The 17,130-nt window shown below is 73.0% G+C and carries 18 protein-coding genes; 5 read left to right on the top strand and 13 right to left on the bottom strand.

The annotated features are described in order from the left end of the window. Nucleotides 1-60 precede the first annotated feature (60 nt). From OG904_RS26670 to OG904_RS26650, 5 genes are all read right to left on the bottom strand, one after another. Nucleotides 61-1,197: a hypothetical protein gene (locus OG904_RS26670; RefSeq protein ID WP_405495130.1), complete on the bottom strand. Its 1,137-nt coding sequence runs from the start codon at nt 1,195-1,197 to the stop codon at nt 61-63. A 348-nt stretch (nt 1,198-1,545) separates the two neighbouring features. Further along, nucleotides 1,546-1,704: a hypothetical protein gene (locus tag OG904_RS26665; protein ID WP_405495128.1), complete on the bottom strand. Its 159-nt coding sequence runs from the start codon at nt 1,702-1,704 to the stop codon at nt 1,546-1,548. 134 nt (nt 1,705-1,838) lie between these two features. After that, complete coding sequence (locus OG904_RS26660; RefSeq protein ID WP_405495126.1) at nt 1,839-2,219, bottom strand: GNAT family N-acetyltransferase; 381 nt, start codon at nt 2,217-2,219, stop codon at nt 1,839-1,841. 23 nt (nt 2,220-2,242) lie between these two features. After that, nucleotides 2,243-3,412, bottom strand: coding sequence for an acyl-CoA dehydrogenase family protein (locus OG904_RS26655; protein ID WP_405495124.1), 1,170 nt, complete (start codon nt 3,410-3,412; stop codon nt 2,243-2,245). A 144-nt stretch (nt 3,413-3,556) separates the two neighbouring features. Then, nucleotides 3,557-4,252 carry a TetR/AcrR family transcriptional regulator gene (locus OG904_RS26650; protein WP_405495122.1) on the bottom strand — a complete coding sequence of 232 codons (696 nt, stop codon included), beginning with the start codon at nt 4,250-4,252 and terminating at the stop codon, nt 3,557-3,559. A gap of 206 nt (nt 4,253-4,458) precedes the next feature. Between OG904_RS26650 and OG904_RS26645 the strand changes: the two genes are divergently transcribed. The 3 genes from OG904_RS26645 to OG904_RS26635 are packed head-to-tail and all read left to right on the top strand — an operon-like array spanning nt 4,459 to nt 6,970. Further along, nucleotides 4,459-5,007: a DUF6230 family protein gene (locus OG904_RS26645; RefSeq protein ID WP_405498288.1), complete on the top strand. Its 549-nt coding sequence runs from the start codon at nt 4,459-4,461 to the stop codon at nt 5,005-5,007. Then, complete coding sequence (locus tag OG904_RS26640) at nt 4,998-6,002, top strand: DUF6114 domain-containing protein (RefSeq protein ID WP_405495120.1); 1,005 nt, start codon at nt 4,998-5,000, stop codon at nt 6,000-6,002. The genes OG904_RS26645 and OG904_RS26640 overlap by 10 nt, the downstream gene beginning before the upstream one ends. Then, nucleotides 5,999-6,970, top strand: coding sequence for a hypothetical protein (locus tag OG904_RS26635; RefSeq protein ID WP_405495118.1), 972 nt, complete (start codon nt 5,999-6,001; stop codon nt 6,968-6,970). The genes OG904_RS26640 and OG904_RS26635 overlap by 4 nt, the downstream gene beginning before the upstream one ends. Here the strand turns inward: OG904_RS26635 and OG904_RS26630 are convergent. From OG904_RS26630 to OG904_RS26620, 3 genes are all read right to left on the bottom strand, one after another. After that, nucleotides 6,945-7,100, bottom strand: coding sequence for an SCO1431 family membrane protein (locus OG904_RS26630; protein ID WP_405495116.1), 156 nt, complete (start codon nt 7,098-7,100; stop codon nt 6,945-6,947). The two genes, OG904_RS26635 and OG904_RS26630, sit on opposite strands and share 26 nt — an antisense overlap. A 120-nt stretch (nt 7,101-7,220) precedes the next feature. Further along, nucleotides 7,221-7,643, bottom strand: coding sequence for an SPW repeat protein (locus OG904_RS26625; RefSeq protein ID WP_405495114.1), 423 nt, complete (start codon nt 7,641-7,643; stop codon nt 7,221-7,223). A 104-nt stretch (nt 7,644-7,747) separates the two neighbouring features. Continuing rightward, nucleotides 7,748-9,193, bottom strand: a complete 1,446-nt coding sequence (locus OG904_RS26620; RefSeq protein WP_405495112.1) for a peptidase C39 family protein — start codon at nt 9,191-9,193, stop codon at nt 7,748-7,750. Nucleotides 9,194-9,607: 414 nt separating this feature from the next. Between OG904_RS26620 and OG904_RS26615 the strand changes: the two genes are divergently transcribed. Together OG904_RS26615 and OG904_RS26610 are read left to right on the top strand one after the other, a co-directional pair. Beyond that, nucleotides 9,608-10,243 (top strand): uridine kinase, encoded by a 636-nt coding sequence (locus OG904_RS26615; RefSeq protein WP_405495110.1) that lies wholly within the window; start codon nt 9,608-9,610, stop codon nt 10,241-10,243. Between the two features lie 399 nt (nt 10,244-10,642). Continuing rightward, on the top strand, nt 10,643-12,592 hold the full coding sequence (locus OG904_RS26610; protein ID WP_405495108.1) for an AAA family ATPase: 1,950 nt from the start codon (nt 10,643-10,645) through the stop codon (nt 12,590-12,592). A 128-nt stretch (nt 12,593-12,720) separates the two neighbouring features. Here the strand turns inward: OG904_RS26610 and OG904_RS26605 are convergent, their stop codons facing one another. The 5 genes from OG904_RS26605 to OG904_RS26585 all read right to left on the bottom strand — a co-directional run bounded on the left by OG904_RS26605 (nt 12,721) and on the right by OG904_RS26585 (nt 17,103). Then, nucleotides 12,721-13,764, bottom strand: coding sequence for a hemolysin family protein (locus tag OG904_RS26605; RefSeq protein ID WP_405495105.1), 1,044 nt, complete (start codon nt 13,762-13,764; stop codon nt 12,721-12,723). Beyond that, nucleotides 13,761-15,137, bottom strand: a complete 1,377-nt coding sequence (locus OG904_RS26600) for a hemolysin family protein (protein ID WP_405495103.1) — start codon at nt 15,135-15,137, stop codon at nt 13,761-13,763. Before OG904_RS26600 ends, OG904_RS26605 begins: the two co-directional genes overlap by 4 nt. Nucleotides 15,138-15,338: 201 nt before the next feature. Beyond that, the gene (locus OG904_RS26595; protein ID WP_405495101.1) at nt 15,339-15,803 is read right to left on the bottom strand and encodes a PH domain-containing protein; all 465 of its coding nucleotides are present in this window, start codon (nt 15,801-15,803) and stop codon (nt 15,339-15,341) included. Nucleotides 15,804-15,861: 58 nt separating this feature from the next. Further along, the gene (gene hisG / locus OG904_RS26590; RefSeq protein ID WP_389696226.1) at nt 15,862-16,710 is read right to left on the bottom strand and encodes an ATP phosphoribosyltransferase; all 849 of its coding nucleotides are present in this window, start codon (nt 16,708-16,710) and stop codon (nt 15,862-15,864) included. 111 nt (nt 16,711-16,821) lie between these two features. Further along, the gene (locus OG904_RS26585; protein ID WP_328297557.1) at nt 16,822-17,103 is read right to left on the bottom strand and encodes a phosphoribosyl-ATP diphosphatase; all 282 of its coding nucleotides are present in this window, start codon (nt 17,101-17,103) and stop codon (nt 16,822-16,824) included. Nucleotides 17,104-17,130: the final 27 nt, after the last annotated feature.

Genomic DNA, 17,130 nt, shown 5'->3' with positions numbered 1-17,130 from the left:
TGGGCTTCGCTCGGCCCGGGGCCCGGCCCGGCTGCTGCTTCCCGGTCCGTGGAGAACGGGTTACGGGGCCACCGAGCCGTAGTCCGCGAAGCCGCTGGGGTCGTGACGGCCGAAGCTGCCGTGCTCGAAGATGCCGAAGCCCGTGCGGCCGTCCAGGGTGAAGCGGGCGGAGTGGTCGGTGACCCCGAAGGCGGCCATGGGGTGGGCGGCCGGGTCGGAGAGGTCGTAGACGCGGCGGTCGGTCCAGCCGTGGCCCTGCCAGCTGCCGTGCTGCCAGTCGGAGGCGGGCGGATAGCCGGCTCCGACGGCGAGCGGGGAGGAGTTCAGGATCTCCACACCGAGTTCCAGGGGCTTGCGGCCGGCCGGGTCGGTGAGGTGGACGACGGCGCTCTCCGGGTGGCGGCTGCCGGAGCGGTAGCGGATGTCGGTGTGCGGCCAGCCGAGCTGGACGTCGTGGCGGTCGCTCCCCTCCGGGAAGACCTGGACGGCTTCACTGAGGTTGCGCAGCCCGTCGGCGTCCTCCTGGGCGATGACCATGAGGAAGCGGTCCTCGAACCGGACGGGGATCCAGAGCCAGTGGAAGCCCTCGGGCCGGTGCTCCTCGGCGGCCCGGCCGCCGTCCTCGCCGGGTATCGGGCGCACGCCCCAGCTGCGGTCACGGGTGCCGGTCCACTCGGCGGCGTCGAGGGTGAACTCCTCGCCCCTGGCACGGATGGTGCCGGTGACGTTGCCCGCCTGGACGAAGCGCCGCCCCTCGAGGATGAGGCGGTCGCCGCGGCGCTGGGTGTGGTGCGGCTCCCACACGGCGGGGAACTCGGCGGTCCAGGTGATGTCGTACGAGAGCCCGTCGGGATCGGCCGGGTCGGCGGCGCAGGTGAGGGTGAGCCGCTTGAGGGGTTCGTCGACGGAGATGCGGAGCGGGCCGACGGAGAGGTTCATCCGGTCGTCGGTGAGGGCGTCGGAGGCCCGGACGGCGAGGAGTTCGTCACCGATGCGGAGGGTGGCGTAGGCGTCGATGACGCCGGCGTTGGGGTACACGCCGAGGCCGAGGATGAGGACGGCCCGGCCGGCGTGGTCGAAGACGTGGAAGATGCAGCGGTCGTAGGCGTTGCGGTCCCCGGTGACGAGGTGCTTCATCGACAACGGGGCCTGGTGGATGGGGTATTCGTCGAGCGATACGGGCCGGTCGGCGGGCATGGCGAACCTCCGGGAGGGTGCGAGGGATGGCACCTGGCGTGCGTGCGGCGGAGATGACGGTACGTCAGATTGCCGGGCCGGGACCAGACTTGTGGCACGAACTGTCAGTCAGACACGTCGTGCGGCGCGACCGTCCGGGGCGCGGCCCGACCCCGGAGTCGCGCCGCACCCCGAACGGGTGGCGGGTGGGGAAGACTCGAACGGATGGGCGGGGTTACCCGTGGGTCCGGTGGCGCGTTGGCCCGGTATGACCACGATGGAGACTCCCGCGCCGAGAGTGGGGCGCCGCCGACGGGCGCCGGTGGCAGGGTACGAAGAATCGGTTCGGCAGACCCCGGACCCGCCCATCTACAGCGCGATGCTCACCCGCTGGGCCGAGGACGGCCGGACCGTGCCCGGACGGCGCGACCCGGAGTGGTCCACGATCGCCTCCTCGCCCATCTGGCCGACCGGCCCGCTCTTCGGCGGCTGACCGCCGGTACCGCTCATACCGTTCGTACCGCTCATACCGCGAACCGACCCGCCGCTCATAGCGCGGACCGACCCGCCGCCCGTACCGCGGACCGACCCGCCGCCGGCCGGAGACCGGAGACCGGAGACCGGTCACGGTGCCGGCAGATCCGCCGCCGGCCGCGCACCGCTCACAGCGCGAGCAGACCCGCCGCCGTCGGCCGGAAACCGCACCGGGCGTAGAACTCTCCGAGGTGCGGCTCGTGGTCCACGTGCAGCCACTGCGCTCCCGCGTCGCGGGCCGCCTCGGCCGCCGCCCGGACCAGGCGCACGCCGAGCCCCTGCCTGCGTTCGTCCGGGTGCACCGTGGTGTCCAGGACGAAGGCGTGCGCGCCCCCGTCCCAGGCGAGGTTGACGTAGCCGGTCAGCCGCCCGTCGCGGCGCGCCGCGATCCAGGTCAGGCTGCGGGCCAGGACCGGCCCGAAGGGCACGTCCCGGTGGCCGGGCCAGGACGCGGCGAACAGCGCGTTCAGCTCGGCATCGGTCAGGGGCTCCCCTGAGGTCAGCTCCACCCCGCCCCCTCCCCCGCCCCCGCCTACCGGGATTCCGGGCCCGCCAGGTGGCGGGCGATCACCATGCGCTGGATCTGGTTCGTGCCCTCCACGATCTGGAGCACCTTCGCCTCGCGCATCAGACGCTCGACCGGGAAGTCCGCCGTGTAGCCGTAGCCGCCCAGCACCTGGACCGCGTCCGTCGTGACGGACATCGCCGCGTCGGTGCAGAAGAGCTTGGCCATCGCCGCCTGCCGGGAGAACGGCTTGCCCGCGTCCCGCAGCCGCGCCGCCGCCAGGTACAGCGCGCGGCCCGCCTCGATCTTCGTCGCCATGTCGGCCAGCATGAACCGCAGGCCCTGGAAGTCCGCGATGGGGTGGCCGAACTGCTTGCGGTCCAGGGCGTAGAGCACGGCCTCGTCCAGGGCGGCCTGGGCCACGCCGATCGCGCAGGCGGCGATGCCGAGGCGGCCCGCGTCCAGGGCCGCGAGGGCGATGGTGAAGCCCTGGCCCTCCTCGCCGATGCGGCGCGTGTCGGGGACCCGTACGCCGTCGAAGTGCAGCTGGGCGGTGGGCGAGCCCTTCATGCCCATCTTCTTCTCGGGGACGGCCGCCGTGAGGCCCGCCGCGTCGCCCGGCACCAGGAAGGCCGTGATGCCCTTCGGGCCGTCCACGCCCGTGCGGGCCAGGACGGTGTAGAAGTCGGCGACCCCGCCGTGGGTGATCCAGGCCTTGGTGCCGGTGATGATCCAGTCCTCGCCGTCGCGGACCGCCCGGGTGGTCAGCGAGGCCGCGTCGGAGCCGGCGCCCGGCTCCGAGAGGCAGTACGCGCCGAGCAGGCCGCCGCCGAGCATCGACGGGAGGTGGGCGCTCTGCTGCTCCTTGGTGCCGTACCCGGCCAGGCCGTGGCAGGCGAGCGAGTGGACGCTGACGCCGAGCCCGACGGTCAGGCGGGCCGCGGCCAGCTCCTCCAGGACCTGGAGGTAGACCTCGTACGGCTGGTCACCGCCGCCGAACTCGCCGGCGTACGGGAGCCCGAGCAGTCCGGACTCGGAGAGGAGCCCGAAGACCTCCCGGGGGAACCGTCCGGCGTCCTCCTCCTCGGCGGCCCGGGGGCGGATCTCCCGCTGCGCGATCTCGCGTACGAGCGCGAGCAGATCGCGGGACTCCTCGGTGGGCAGCGATCGGTCCACCTGCGGCGCGCGGTCGGTCATGGCGGCGCTCTCCTCACTCGTCAAGCACGGGGCGGCGCGTGAGGGTGGTACGCGTCGCCGGGTCTCGGGGCTCACAGCCGATGGTGCCCTCCCGGATCGCGGGAAGCTCCTGTTCAAGGGGCTGCGGCGGTTGAGTATGCCCGATCAGGGGCTTCCCGTCACTGGTACGGGATCCTCGCCGGGGACCGGCGGGGCCGGGCACTCTGGGACGAACTCCTCGATCACCGTCAGGGTCGCGCGCAGCGTGCGCACCAGCAGGGCCCCGAACTCGGTCCGGTCGGGGCGGACGGCGGCCCCGGGTCCGGCGCCCGGCGGCGGCTCGGGGGAGCCGATCCAGTCGAGCGTGCTGCCCTCCACCCCCGCCAGCCAGCCGACCAGTGCCAGCCGGGCGATCGGCGGGACGGCGCGGTGGCCGTACGCGCCTTCGGCGATGGTCGCCATGAGTTCCTCGCGCACGGCGTCGCGGATGGCGAGGACCTCGGAGTCGGAGCCGACGCCGCCGGTCACGATGGTGCGGTAGGCGGCCTGGTGGTGCTCGGCGTAGTGCAGGTAGCCGTCGATGGTGCCGCGCACCCGCTCGGCGTTGGGCCGCTCGCTCTCGTCGCCGGCCCGGGCGACGAGCTCGGCGACCGAGTCCTCGACGATGGCCAGGTAGTAGCCGCGTTTGCTCTTGAAGTAGTAGTAGATGAGCCCCTTGGCCACACCGGCGTGCTTGGCGATGTCGTCCATGGAGAGCGCGTCGTACGAGGTGTCGGCGAACAACTTGCGCCCGATCGCTATCAGTTCGGCCCGCCGAACCTGCGAACGCCCGGTCGTTCCGCGCTGTTGACTATTATTCAAATTCAGCCCTAGCCTCGAACTGCCACAGGATGCCCGAAGTATGGCAGACCCGTGTGCATCCCCCTTTGCACTTCCCCTGCGCACCGGACGACGTACGGGAGGAACACATCATGGGCAACGGCACGACGAGTACGGCGAGTACGGCGAGTACGGCGAGGAACACCCCCGAGGGCCGGGTCAAGTGGAAGAAGACGGCCGCCGCCGCGATGCCCGCGGTCCTCGCGGTCGGGGCGATGGCCATGGTCATGGCGCAGGGCGCGCTCGCCGCCTCCTTCGCCGTCTCGGGGACCAGTTTCCAGGTCTCCTCCTCCAAGCTGAGCAGCAAGGGCCTGTCCTCCTACGTGCAGACGGACCGCTCCGTAGACGGCAAGGGGCACCCGGTCGCACTGCTCGGCATCGGCGAGGCCGCCCTCACGGACATCTGCCAGGCCGCCGAGGTGGACACCCCGGTGGGCAGGGTGGTCTTCAAGCTGACCGCGGGCGGCCCGGCCGGCGAGGTCACCGCCAGCAATCTCGTCATCGACGGCGAGGACCTGGGCGGCGACGCCGTCTTCGGGACGGCCCAGATCGGCCGCGACGCCTCCACCCTCGACCAGGTCGGCGGGGTCACGGGCGAGGCGGGCAAATTCGGCCTGCAGGCCGGGAACATCGAGGTGGTGGACGTGAAGTCGCACGCCTGGTCGGCGACCGGGGGCAACTTCCACCTCAAGGGCCTGAAGCTCAACGTCAGCCTGGACGGCAAGAAGTGCTTCTAGGACCCCGCGTAGGACCCCGCGGGTCCGCCGGGCCGGGGAGCGGGTGGCTGGAGCGCAGGCTCCCGCTCCCCGGTCCCCGGCAGCGGCTGCGGGCCTGGCGCCGCACCCGCCCCTTCTGGGGCGGCCTGCTGGTGATCCTGGGCGGCACCGAGCTGCTGCTGGTCCCGCTCTCCCCGCTCACCGTGCTGGTCAGCCTGGGCCTCGGCGGGATCGCCGCGATCGGCATCGGTCTCGCGCTGATCGCCGCGGGCGCCTTCCTGTGGTTCCTGCCGCAGACCCGGGCGTACGTCTCCGTCCACGCGCTGCTGCTGTCCGTCCTGTCCTTCGTGGCGACCAACCTCGGCGGGTTCCTCCTCGGCATGCTCCTCGGCATCGCCGGCAGCGCACTGGCCTTCGGCTGGACCCCGCTGCCCGATCCGGCGGCGGGCGGGGAGGGACCGTACGTCCCGAGCCTGGACGGGAGCGGTCCGCGCACGCTGGCCGCCGCGCTCCCCGTGGTGCTGCTCGCCTCGCTGGTGGCGGGCGCTCCCGGGGCGAAGGCGGCCCGGGCCGCCCAGGCCGCGCCGACGGCGGCTTCGACGGCGGCACCGACGGCCGCGCGCACTCCCCCGACCGTGACCACCTCGCTCTTCGCGCCCCAGGACTTCGCCTTCGCGGGCGTCACCCACGTGCCCACGGCGGACGGCCCGCTGAAGGTACTGGTGCTGCGGATGCGCGCGGCCACGCTCACGGACTACCGGCTGCGCACCCGCGACGGCAAGGACGAGTACGGGCTGGCCGCCAGGAAGCTGGACCTGAGCGGCGACGTCACCCTGTACCTGACGAAGTTCAGCGGCTGCATCGAGGGGCTGCTGTGCGTCACCTTCAGCCCGGAGGGGCTGCCCGCTCCCCCGGTCATCCCGCCGTTCGTCTTCATGACCCAGGTCAGCGCGGAGCAGGCGCTCGTGACCTCCGACGTGATCGAGACCGACGGACTGCGGCTGGAGGCCTCGTGATCCCCGTACAGGCCGCGCCGCTGTGGGCGTACGGCATCGGCGCGACCTTCGCGGTGGCCGCCGGGCGCCAGCTGCAGTGGTGGGAACGGTCGGTCCGGGGCGAGGGGGTCCGCACGAGGAGCCGCGCGGCCGATCCGTACATGGCGCTCACCCTGCTCTACGCGGCCCTGCTGCCCGCCCCGACCGGGGTGTACCTGCTCTGGCAGAACCCGGCCTGGGCGACGATGCACGTGGCCCGCGACCACGACGGGGTGTGGGCCGGGTTCGCCCTCTTCTACGTGGCCTCGGTGGTCGTCGGCGCGCTGCTCGGGTTCCTGGCGGCGCGGCTGTGCGTGCTGGTCGGAGCCGGGTACTGGGGCTACCTCCAGGCGGTGGCCGGGTACTTCCTGCTGTTCCTCGTCCTGATCCACGGGTGGGACGGCAGGGGGTACGAGCGGCTGCTGAGCGCCGATCCGCGGGCCTTCGCCGACTGGTCCGCGGGCGGCGCGGCCGGCGCGGCCGGCGATTCGGTGATCAACCACTGCCTGGCCTTCGCGACCTCGGGGACCTTCCTGGCCCTGCTCGTCTTCGGCACGGCCGTCATCGGCACGATGCTGCTGGCCGAAATCGGCTGGCTGGTGGAGGGCTGGCGGCTGCCGGGCGCGGCGGCGGACCTCAAAGTGCCCCGGGTGGTCGCGGTGGCGATCGCCGGAGCGGGGGTCTACGGGCTGCCGTTCGCGGGGGCGCTGGGTGCGAGCGTGCTGGTACGGCTGCTGGGGTGGTGGCTCGGCGGCGGGGTCTTCGCCGTGCTGGCCGGGGCGGTGCTGCTGCCCGGGCGCTCACCCGTGAGGAGGCTGTACGCGCTGGTCGGTATTCCGGACGGGCACTGGCGGGTGGAGCCGGAGCCGGGGCCGCAGTCGCAGTCGGAGCCGGGACCGGGACCGGAGCCCGGGCCGACCGGGGTCAGAAGAACCAGCCCACCTGCGTGACGAACATGGCCACGACCACCACGAGGGTCCAGCCGAGCACGTGCTCCAGCCAGGAGGAGTCGTCCTTGGGCCCGCCGGTGCGGACCAGGTTGCGGGCACGGGAGGTCAGGGCGGCGCTGTGTGCGGTCATGCCCTCCAATGTGACAGCGGTGGCGGCAATCGCGGTAGAGACGATGGTCACTGGTGGCATGTCTCACGCCCCCGGCAGCCCGATGGCGGGCCGGAGGCGCGAGAGGTACTGCCCGCCTGGTCAGGTGGCGCGTTCGCGGCCCGCCATGGCCGCCATGGCCAGGGCGAGGCAGAGGGCGACGGCGCCCGTGATGACGTTGTTCAGCACGGTGCGGGTCGTGTCGACGCTGCCGGCGATGACCCAGGGCGCGACGATCGTCCAGGCCCCGAGGCCGACCGCCGTCCACGCCATCGCGTGGGTGCGTTCGTAGGCGGAGCCGAGCCCGCCCATGCACAGGCAGTACGCCAGGCCGGCGATCAGGTTGTTGATGGCCAGCGCGCTGAGGCCGCTGAATCCGGCGATCCACGGCGAGGCCGCCAGGTACAGACCCGTGAGGAGGGCCAGCGCCTCGACGGCCTGGGCGCGCGGGGTGGTGGTGACGCGCTCGAACCGCGTGCGCATCTCAGCGAGGTCGGGGTGGTGTTCGATGGGGTGGGTGGTCATGGCGGGCCGCCTCCTACTGAAGCGTGAAGCCTTTATGTCGCCTTTATTCCCCTATGGTCCGCTTGTCATACATCCGGGTCAACGGGAACTTTCGCGGGGAGCCTTCACAGCACGCCGACCGCCCGCAGCGCGAGGATCTGGGCGGCGCTGGGCCGGATCGGTCCGTAGAGGTAGCAGACGCCGCCGGTACCGGAGACGACCTTGCCGGCCGCGTTGTGGCGCTTGGTGCGCAACCAGTTGTTCTCGAACTGCCTGCGCTGGTAGACGCGGCGCACGGCGGTGTTGTCGGCCGAGTTCGGGTCGTTGGCGATCACGTCCCCGGACGCGGTGAAGCCGATGACGGTCATCAGGTGGCCGGCCGTGCCGTAGCCGGCGCCCGTGAGCTCCTCGGCGGTGAAGGACTGCGAGGTGATGACGGGGACACCGGCCCGGACCAGGGTCTCCAGGTCGGTGAGGGAGCCGAGCCGCGTGACGACACCGGCCATCTGCCGGTAGGTGGCGGCGTAGGCGGCGTTGAAGGGCCAGTTGCCGCAGCCCTTGTACGCGGCGTCGTAGGTGGAGCGGGCGGCGTGACAGACCTGTGGGTCGGTGTAGCCCTTCTTGACCCAGGCCAGGGACTTGGCGCTGGCCGTACGGCCCCAGAACTCGATGATCATCTGGGAGGAGGTGGGGCTGCACCAGGCCTCGCCGCCGTTGTCGTACTCGGGGTACTGGCCGGCGTGCGTCTCCTGCGAGTACCTCGGCACCTTCAGCTCGTGGGCCGCGGCGGCGGAGGTGGCGGTGGACGCGGGGACGGGGGACGCGGGGACGGTGAACCGGTCCGGGACGTCCGAGACCATGGCGCCGGCCAGCCACACCGTCGGTCCGCGCTGCGCTCCGGGCTCGCGGTACAGGGTCAGGCGCAGCCGCCAGTCCTTGATCCGCAGCCCGCTCGCGGGGGCGTCCACGGCCAGGGTGTCGGTCCAGACGGTGGACTTGCCGTCGGTCTGGCCGTCCACGGAGGTGCGGCGGATGTCGGCGTCGCCCGAGGCCCAGCGGCCCATCACGTACCAGGGGGTGGCGGTGCCGTCGGTGTAGGTGCCGCGCAGTTCGGTCTGGATCCAGGTACCGGCCGGGGTGCGGGCGTTCCAGGAGGCGATGGCCTCGGTGGCGGGCACGGTGGAGGCGTGCACCGGGGAGGTCCAGGTGGCGTACTCCCAGGTGCTCTTCTTCCCGGTGTGCGGATCGGCGTACTCGGTGCGGCCCGCCGGGGTCTTGATCTCCAGGCCGGGGCGGGCGCCGCCGATGGCGGTGGTGCCCTGGTGGAGGCCGGCGCGCCAGTGGGCGTACGAGTACCAGAACCGGTTGTCCACCGTCTTGCGGGTGGCCGCCGTGCGGTCGGGGACCGGGGGCGCCGGGGCGGCCGGGGCGGGGGGCGGGGCCGCGCCGGCCGGGGCCGCGGGTTCCGGGCCCGACCCGGCGGCGGAGGCGCGGCCGCCGGGGACGGTGGCGGCGGTGGCGGCCGCGAGGACTACGGCCAGCAGGGCCCGGCGTGGTGTGGGTGCGGTCATCGGCGTGGCCCCCAGGGGTCGGTGCGGTGGGTCGGCTCCCACCCTTCCAGTTCCCGGATGCGGGGCGGTGAAGCCGGGGGGCCGTGTCGGGGTGACGCGGGCGGCGGGCCGCGCCGGCCGGTGCCCTGCGGGGCTGTCCCCTACCCGCCCTTCCCCCGTTCCCCGGGGCTCCGCCCCGGACCCCCTGCCGAGTGCGGCGCCGTTCCGGGGGCCAGCCCCCGCGCCCCCGCGCCTCAAACGCCGGCGGGGCTGAATGTGGGCTGGGATTGCCCTCCGGGCGATGCGGCCCGCCGCGGCGGTCACGTGCGCGCTGGCGTCGGCAAAATCAAGCCCCGCCGGCGATTGAGGCGCGGGGCCGGGGCGGCGCCCCAGGGGCTCGGGGGAGGCGCGCGGCGGAGGACATACGCTGGGGGCGTGGAGATTCAGCCCCCAGTCCAAGCCCTCGCGCGCGAGCTCGCCGGGGAGCCGGCCTCGCTCGGGCCGGTGCGGGTGATCGGGATCGACGGGCACGCCGGGTCCGGGAAGAGCACCTTCGCGGGGGTGCTCGCCGAGGCGCTGGGGGGCGCCCCCGTGCTGCACCTGGACGACGTGGCCACCCACGAGGAGCTGTTCGGCTGGGAGGGGCGGCTGCGCGCGCAGGTGCTGGAGCCGCTCGCCGCGGGACGGCCCGCGCACTGGGCCCCGTACGACTGGGTCGAGCGGCGGTTCGCCGCAGAGCGGGTGCTCGAGCCGGCTCCGGTGCTGCTCGTCGAGGGGGTCGGCGCCGGGCGGCGCGCGCTGCGCCCGTACCTGGCGCGGCTGCTGTGGATGGAGACGCCGCGCGTGATGTCCTGGGGGCGCGGGCGAAACCGGGACGGGCGTGAACTTTCCGACTTCTGGGACGGATGGGAGCGCGCGGAGCTCACGCACTTCTCGGATGATCCTTCGCGCCCCTTCGCGGACACCCTGGTACGGCAGAGCGGTACGGGATACGAGTGGACTTCCGGGGCTCCTGCGACCGTGGCCACCGCCACTTTCATCACTGAGGGTCACGAAGCCCCCCAGGCCTGACGGGCCCCGGAAATCCGCCTCCCGCGGGCCTCACCGAGTCGCTTGACCCGGGGGCCGGGACGGCCGTACGTTCTCAATGAGCGGCCCTCACGGGCTGCCGCAGACGCGGAGCCCCCGATCGTTCCCCCGTGATCGGGGGCTTCGTTCTGCCCACGGTCCCCCGTGCTCCCCGCCCGGACGGCCTCCGCGGCGGCGTCACACGGGGCGTGCACACCCCGGTCCATCACCCTGCGTCACCACCGGTCGCCCGGCTGTACACCTGACACGTCTTCACCGCACCCTACGTAAGGTGCGTAACCGCAGGTACGATGCACCCCTGATTTCATCAGCGCAGGGACAACTCGCGTGCTTGCCGCGGGGGTTGCCCCGCACCACGGGGGCAGGCTTGTGGGGGACGTGATGGATTTCGCCGCGGTGGGCAGCGCACACGCCCCGGCCGAACTCGCCTGGCTGCGAGGCGTGGACGCCTGCACGATGGGCGCCTACCCGCAGGCCGAGGAGGAGTTCCGGACGGCCGTACGACTCGATCCCACGATGGCCGACGCCTGGCTGGGCCTGCACGCGCTCCGCGTCGACACCACCAACGCGTTACTGCGCATGTACGCCCACCGGGACCGCTTCGGGGAACAGCGGGCCCGCCACCGGCGGACGCTGAACTCCTGGTACTGGCTGGGCTGGTGGGTGCAGCCCGTCCTGGAGAGCCGGCGCGACCTGCTGCTCGCGCACGCCTCGCACTGGCTGGACGGGCGCCACGTGCCCGAGCTGGACCAGGCGCTGGCCGCCCTGCCGCCGGTGGACACCGATCCGCAGGTCCGCTTCCTGCACGCGTGCCGGGCGTACCTGGTCAAGGACTGGGAGCAGCTGGTCCGGCACACCGAATCCCTGGTCGACGATCCGATGCTGGGCATCGAGGCGGGCCTGTTCGGCGGGATGGCCCGGGTCCGGCTGGAGATGTACGGGCAGGCGGAACCGCTGCTGTCGGCCTCGCTGATGCGCTGCCGCAGCGAGCAGCCGCAGCGCAAGGAGCTGCGGTACTGGCTGGCACGGGCGCACGAGGGGACCGGTCGCAGCGCGGCGGCGCTGCCGCTGTACCGGGCGGTGCACCGGGTGGACCCGGCGTTCATGGACACCGCGGCCCGGCTGACCGCGATCGAGGACAGCGAGGACGCCGACGGGCTGGCCGGGTACGCGGGCAACGCCGGCCACGAGGCCTTCGGCGGGCACGCCCCGTCCCCGTCGGGCGGGGACTTCGCGGCGGTGGCCCTGGGCGGCGGCGGACCGGTCCAGGACCTCGCGGCGGACGGGCAGGCGGAGCCGGACCCGCTGACGGCGGCCGACCCGCCGGAGCCCCGGCACGGCCCGGGGGTCCCGGGGCCCGGCGCGGGCCTGCCGGCCGGCGCACGGCGCAAGGCCTCGCTGCCTTCGCAGCCCGGCCCGGTGGGCCTGCCGGCCGGACCGGCGGATCCGGCGGCGCTGGCCGAGGCGCTCGCGGAGCTGGAGCGGATGGTGGGGCTGGAGCCGGTCAAACGGCAGGTGAAGGCGCTCTCCGCGCAACTGCACATGGCCAGGCTGCGCACGGGGCAGGGCCTGCCGGTGCAGCCGCCCAAGCGGCATTTCGTCTTCTCCGGGCCCTCGGGCACGGGCAAGACCACGGTGGCGCGGATCCTGGGACGGGTGTTCTACGCGCTGGGCCTGCTCGGCGGCGACCATCTCGTGGAGGCCGGGCGCGCGGACCTGGTCGGTGAGTTCCTCGGGCAGACCGCCGTGAAGGCGAACGAGCTGATCGACTCGGCGATCGGCGGGGTGCTGTTCGTGGACGAGGCCTACAGCCTCTCCAACTCCGGTTACAGCAAGGGCGACGCGTACGGCGACGAGGCCCTGCAGGTGCTGCTGAAGCGGGCGGAGGACAACCGCGACCACCTGGTGGTGATCCTCGCGGGCTATCCGGCGGGGATGGACCGCCTGCTCGCCACCAATCCGGGGCTGTCCTCGCGCTTCACCACCCGGGTGGACTTCCCCAGCTACCGGCCGCTGGAACTCACAGCGATCGGCGGGGTGCTGGCGGATGCCAACGGTGACCGGTGGGACGAGGAGGCGCTGGAGGAGCTGCGGAGCATCAGCGGGCACGTGGTGGAGCAGGGGTGGATCGACGAGCTCGGGAACGGGCGGTTCCTGCGGACGCTGTACGAGAAGAGCTGCGCGTACCGGGATCTGCGGCTGGCCGGCTTCTCCGGTGATCCCTCGCGGGACGACCTCTCCACGCTTCGGCTGGCCGACCTGATGCAGGCCTACGGGGAGGTCCTGTCGGGCCGGGGCCCCCAGGAACGGCCGGAGCCGCCCCCGTTGTAGGCCCTGCGGGGCGCTCCCCTACCCGCCCTTCGCCCGTTCCCCGGGGCTCCGCCCCAGACCCCGCGCCGCAAACGCCGGCGGGGCCGGAAATGCCGCGGCACGGCATTTCCAGCCCCAGCGGTCACCCGCTACGCGCTGCGCGCGTACCCCCGGTGGGCCGGGTCGCGGACCTCGCCGACCAGGGTCTCCAGGACGTCCTCCATGGCGACCAGGCCCAGCACCCGGCCCGACGGGTCGGCGACCTGCGCCAGGTGGGTGGCGTCCCGGCGCATGACGGTGAGGGCGTCGTCCAGCGGCAGCGTGGAGCAGACCGTGGTCATCCGGCGCCAGACCCGCTGCGGAACGGCACGTTCCCGCTCCTCCAGGTCCAGTACGTCCTTCACGTGCAGGTAGCCCATGAAGGCTCCGCTGTCGGCGCGGACGGGGAAGCGGGAGTACCCGGTGCGGACCGTGAGCTGCTCGATCTGGCGCGGGGTGACGGCGGGGCCGACCGTCACCAGCCGGTCCGGGGCGAGGAGGACGTCGGTGACCGGGCGGCTGCCCAGCTCCAGTGCGTCCTCCAGGCGCTCCTGCTCGACCGGCTCCAGGAGCCCGGCCTGCCGGGAGTCCTTCAGCAGCCGGCCGAGCTGGGCGGAGGTGTAGACGGCCTCGACCTCGTCCTTGGGCTCCACCTTGAAGAGCTTCAGGACCAGCGTGGCGCAGGCTCCCAGGGCCGTGGTGACCGGTCCGCAGACGCGGGCGAAGGCGACCAGGCCGGGGCTGAACCACAGGGCGGTCTTCTCGGGTGCGGCCATGGCGAGGTTCTTGGGGACCATCTCGCCGATGACCAGGTGCAGGAAGACCACGGCGGCCAGCGCGAACGCGTAGCCGAGGGGGTGGATCAGGCCTTCCGGCACGTGGGCGGCGTGGAAGACGGGCTCCAGCAGCCGGGCCACGGTCGGTTCGGCGACCGCGCCGAGGGTGAGCGAGCACATGGTGATGCCGAACTGCGCGGCGGCCATCATGCGCGGCAGGTTCTCCAGCCCGTGCAGCACCTGGCGGGCCCGCTTGGAGCCGGCCGCCAGGGGCTCGATCTGGCTGCGGCGGACGGAGACGAGCGCGAACTCGGCACCGACGAAGAAGCCGTTGGCCAGGACGAGGAGCAGGGCGAAGAGGAGTTGGAGCGCGTTCACCGGCCACCCACCGATTCCAGCTCGGCGGGGGCGGGGACGTATCCGAGCGTGCCGGTGCCCGCGGGGGCGGTGCGCACGAGGCGGACCCGTTCGGCGCGGTAGCGGCGGACCTGGCGGACCGACAGCCTCCAGCCGGGCAGTTCGGCGCGGTCCCCGGGTGCGGGGATGCGGCCGAGCAGGTCGGCGACGAGTCCGGCGACGGTCTCGTACGGGCCTTCGGGGACCTCCAGGCCTATCCGGCGCAGGGTCTGGACGCGGCAGCTGCCGTCGGCCTCCCAGGAGGGGCGGCCGTCCTCGGCGGGTACGGCGGCCAGTTCGGGGCTACGGTCCTCCGCGAGGTCGTGCTCGTCGCGGACTTCGCCGACGAGCTCCTCGACGATGTCCTCGAGGGTGACGACGCCGGCGGTGCCGCCGTACTCGTCGACGACCACGGCCATGGGCTGTTCGCTGCGCAGCCGTTCCAGCAGTGGCTGCACCGGCAGGGAGCCGGGGACCAGCAGCGGGGCCATGCAGATCCCGCTGACGCTGGTGCGGGCGCGTTCGGCCTCGGGCACGGCGAGGGCGTCCTTGAGGTGGACCACGCCGGTGATCTCGTCGATGCGCTCGCGGTAGACCGGGAAGCGGGACAGGCCCGTGGCCCGGGTCAGGTTGAGCACGTCGGCCGCGGTGGCCGTGTGCTGGAGGGCGCTGACCTTGACCCGGGGGGTCATGACCAGCTGGGCCGTGAGCTCGCCCAGCGAGATGGTCCGTACGAAGAGGTCCGCGGTGTCCTGTTCCAGGGCGCCGGCCTGGGCCGAATGGCGGACCAGGGAGACCAGTTCGCCCGGGGTGCGGGCGGAGGCCATCTCTTCGGTGGGTTCCACGCCCAGCGCCCGTACGAGCCGGTTGGCCACGGCGTTGAGGGCCGCGATCACCGGTCGGAAGGCCCGGGAGAAGGACTGCTGCGGGCCGGCGACGAAGCGGGCGACCTGGAGCGGCCGGGAGACGGCCCAGTTCTTCGGGACGAGCTCGCCGACGACCATCTGGACGGCGGAGGCGAGCAGCATGCCGATGACGACGGCCACGCCGGGTACGGCGCCCTTGGGGAGGCCGGTCGCTTCGAGCGGCCCGGCCAGCAGGGCGGCCAGGGCGGGCTCGGCGAGCATGCCGACCACGAGGGAGGTGATGGTGATGCCGAGCTGGGTGCCGGAGAGCTGGAAGGACAGCTCCCGGAGGGCTTCGACCACCGTGCGGGCACGGCGGTCACCTTCGGCGGCGGCACGTTCGGCCTCGGGTCTCTCCACGGTGACGAGGCCGAATTCGGCCGCCACGAAGAAACCGTTGGCGAGGATCAGGGCGAATGCCGCCACGAGCAGGAGTAGCGGGATGGTCATGCCGCCGCCTCCATGGGGAGGGCGGCGCGGGTACTACCGGACGATCCGTCCATTGCTGGAGGGAGTCACTCCTCGAGTCGCAGGTGCCCACGGGGCCTCGGGGTCCCGGGGCCGGTGGGAGGGCGCACGGTCGCGCCCCCACACCAGGGTAGTCACTGAGATCGCCGCCGCAATGGGACGCAGCGACGAGCCCGGCCGGGCTCAGTCGTTCTTTGAGCCGGTTCCGTGTGCCTCGGCGAGGGCGCGCAGGGCGCGGGCGTCGCCGATCGCCTGGGCCCGGGCCACTCCGGGCTGGATGCCGAGGGCGGGCAGGCTGGTGCCGTCGCTCAGGTCGAGGAACACCCACGCGTCGCCCGGGCGGAGGTTGACCCGCAGGATCTGCGCCCATTCCAGGCGGCGGGTGGTGGTGAGGTTGACGACCGTGACGCCGGTCTCGTCCGCGACCACCTTGGGGCGGCTGAGCAGGACGAGGACGGAGGAGAGCAGGGCCGCGGTGAAGACGAAGCTGACCCGCTCACCGGGGTGCAGGGTGTCGAGGAGCAGCGCGATCGCCGTGATGGTGGCGAACATGGCGGCGCCCACGCCCAGCAGGACGGCCCGAGTGCGGGTCGGCCGGAAGGTGACCGGCAGGGCGGGCGGTGCGGGCTGGGCGGTGGCGTCGGCCATGTTCGTCAGGTGCCTTCGGTGGTGCCGGGTGGCGGTGTGCGGCGGATCGGGGTGCGCGTCAGAGGCGGCAGGCGTGGATCGAGGTGGTGAGGATCGCGCGGGCGCCGAGCTCGTACAGGTCGTCCATGATCCGCTGGGCCTCCTTGGCCGGGACCATGGCGCGGACGGCGACCCAGCCCTCGTTGTGCAGCGGGGAGACGGTGGGCGACTCCAGGCCCGGGGTGAGGGCGACGGCGCGCTCGAGGTGCTCGGCGCGGCAGTCGTAGTCCATCATCACGTAGCTGCGGGCGACCAGGACGCCCTGGAGGCGGCGCAGGAACTGCTGGGCGCGCGGGTCCTCGGGGTCGGTGCCGTTGCCGCGGATGACCACGGCCTCGGAGGTCATGATCGGCTCGCCGATGACCTCCAGGCCGGCGTTGCGCAGGCTGGTGCCGGTCTCGACGACGTCCGCGATGATCTGGGCGACGCCGAGCTGGATGGCGGTCTCGACCGCGCCGTCGAGGTGGACGACGGAGGCCTCGATGCCCTTGTCGGCGAGGTGCTTGGCCACGATTCCCTCGTACGAGGTCGCGATGGTCATCCCGTGGAAGTCCTCGGGGCCCTTCGCGGTACCGGGGATGGTGGCGTAGCGGAAGGTGGAGCGGCCGAAGTTCAGCGGCAGGATCTCCTCGGCGCTGGCGCCGGAGTCGAGCAGCAGGTCGCGGCCGGTGATGCCGATGTCCAGCTTGCCGGAGGACACGTAGATCGCGATGTCCTTGGGGCGGAGGTAGAAGAACTCCACCTCGTTGTCGGGGTCGACGACCACGAGCTCCTTGGACTCCTTGCGCATCCGGTAGCCGGCCTCATGGAGCATCGCCGACGCCGGTCCGGAGAGAGAACCCTTGTTGGGGACGGCGATGCGCAGCATGGGGCTTCCTTTGGTGCGTAGGTGCGAAAGGGTGTGCTGGTACGGGTACGCGTGACGGGCGCGCGGACGCCCCGGCAGGGTGTGCCGGGGCCCGCGCGCGAGTGCTCCGGCCTAGAGGTGCGCGTAGACGTCGTCGAGGGAGATCCCGCGCGCCACCATCATCACCTGGACGTGGTAGAGCAGCTGGGAGATTTCCTCGGCGGCGGCTTCCTTGCCCTCGTACTCGGCGGCCATCCAGACCTCGGCGGCCTCCTCGACGACCTTCTTGCCGATGGCATGGACGCCCTTGGCGACGAGCTCGGCGGTGCGGGAGGTGCTGGGGTCGCCGTTGGCGGCCTTGAGCTGGAGCTCGGTGAAGAGCTCTTCGAAGCTCTTGAGGGGTTTGTTCGCCATGATGGTCCTCAGAATACGGGGTGCGCG

It is taken from the genome of Streptomyces sp. NBC_00096 (assembly GCF_045041305.1).
GTDB lineage: Bacteria > Actinomycetota > Actinomycetes > Streptomycetales > Streptomycetaceae > Streptomyces.
The sequence above is the reverse complement of the archived record's forward strand: the minus strand, read 5'-3'. Positions and strand labels throughout refer to the sequence as shown.

What these genes read in the sequence shown, in the direction of transcription:
- OG904_RS26585 (WP_328297557.1), bottom strand. Translation starts at nt 17,103, where the DNA reads ATGGCGAACAAACCCCTCAAGAGCTTCGAAGAGCTCTTCACCGAGCTC.
- hisG (WP_389696226.1), bottom strand. Translation starts at nt 16,710, where the DNA reads ATGCTGCGCATCGCCGTCCCCAACAAGGGTTCTCTCTCCGGACCGGCG.
- OG904_RS26600 (WP_405495103.1), bottom strand. Translation starts at nt 15,137, where the DNA reads ATGACCATCCCGCTACTCCTGCTCGTGGCGGCATTCGCCCTGATCCTC.
- OG904_RS26645 (WP_405498288.1), top strand. Translation starts at nt 4,459, where the DNA reads ATGCCCGCGGTCCTCGCGGTCGGGGCGATGGCCATGGTCATGGCGCAG.
- OG904_RS26655 (WP_405495124.1), bottom strand. Translation starts at nt 3,412, where the DNA reads ATGACCGACCGCGCGCCGCAGGTGGACCGATCGCTGCCCACCGAGGAG.
- OG904_RS26610 (WP_405495108.1), top strand. Translation starts at nt 10,643, where the DNA reads ATGGATTTCGCCGCGGTGGGCAGCGCACACGCCCCGGCCGAACTCGCC.
- OG904_RS26665 (WP_405495128.1), bottom strand. Translation starts at nt 1,704, where the DNA reads ATGAGCGGTACGAACGGTATGAGCGGTACCGGCGGTCAGCCGCCGAAG.
- OG904_RS26595 (WP_405495101.1), bottom strand. Translation starts at nt 15,803, where the DNA reads ATGGCCGACGCCACCGCCCAGCCCGCACCGCCCGCCCTGCCGGTCACC.
- OG904_RS26625 (WP_405495114.1), bottom strand. Translation starts at nt 7,643, where the DNA reads ATGACCACCCACCCCATCGAACACCACCCCGACCTCGCTGAGATGCGC.
- OG904_RS26670 (WP_405495130.1), bottom strand. Translation starts at nt 1,197, where the DNA reads ATGCCCGCCGACCGGCCCGTATCGCTCGACGAATACCCCATCCACCAG.
- OG904_RS26630 (WP_405495116.1), bottom strand. Translation starts at nt 7,100, where the DNA reads ATGACCGCACACAGCGCCGCCCTGACCTCCCGTGCCCGCAACCTGGTC.
- OG904_RS26620 (WP_405495112.1), bottom strand. Translation starts at nt 9,193, where the DNA reads ATGACCGCACCCACACCACGCCGGGCCCTGCTGGCCGTAGTCCTCGCG.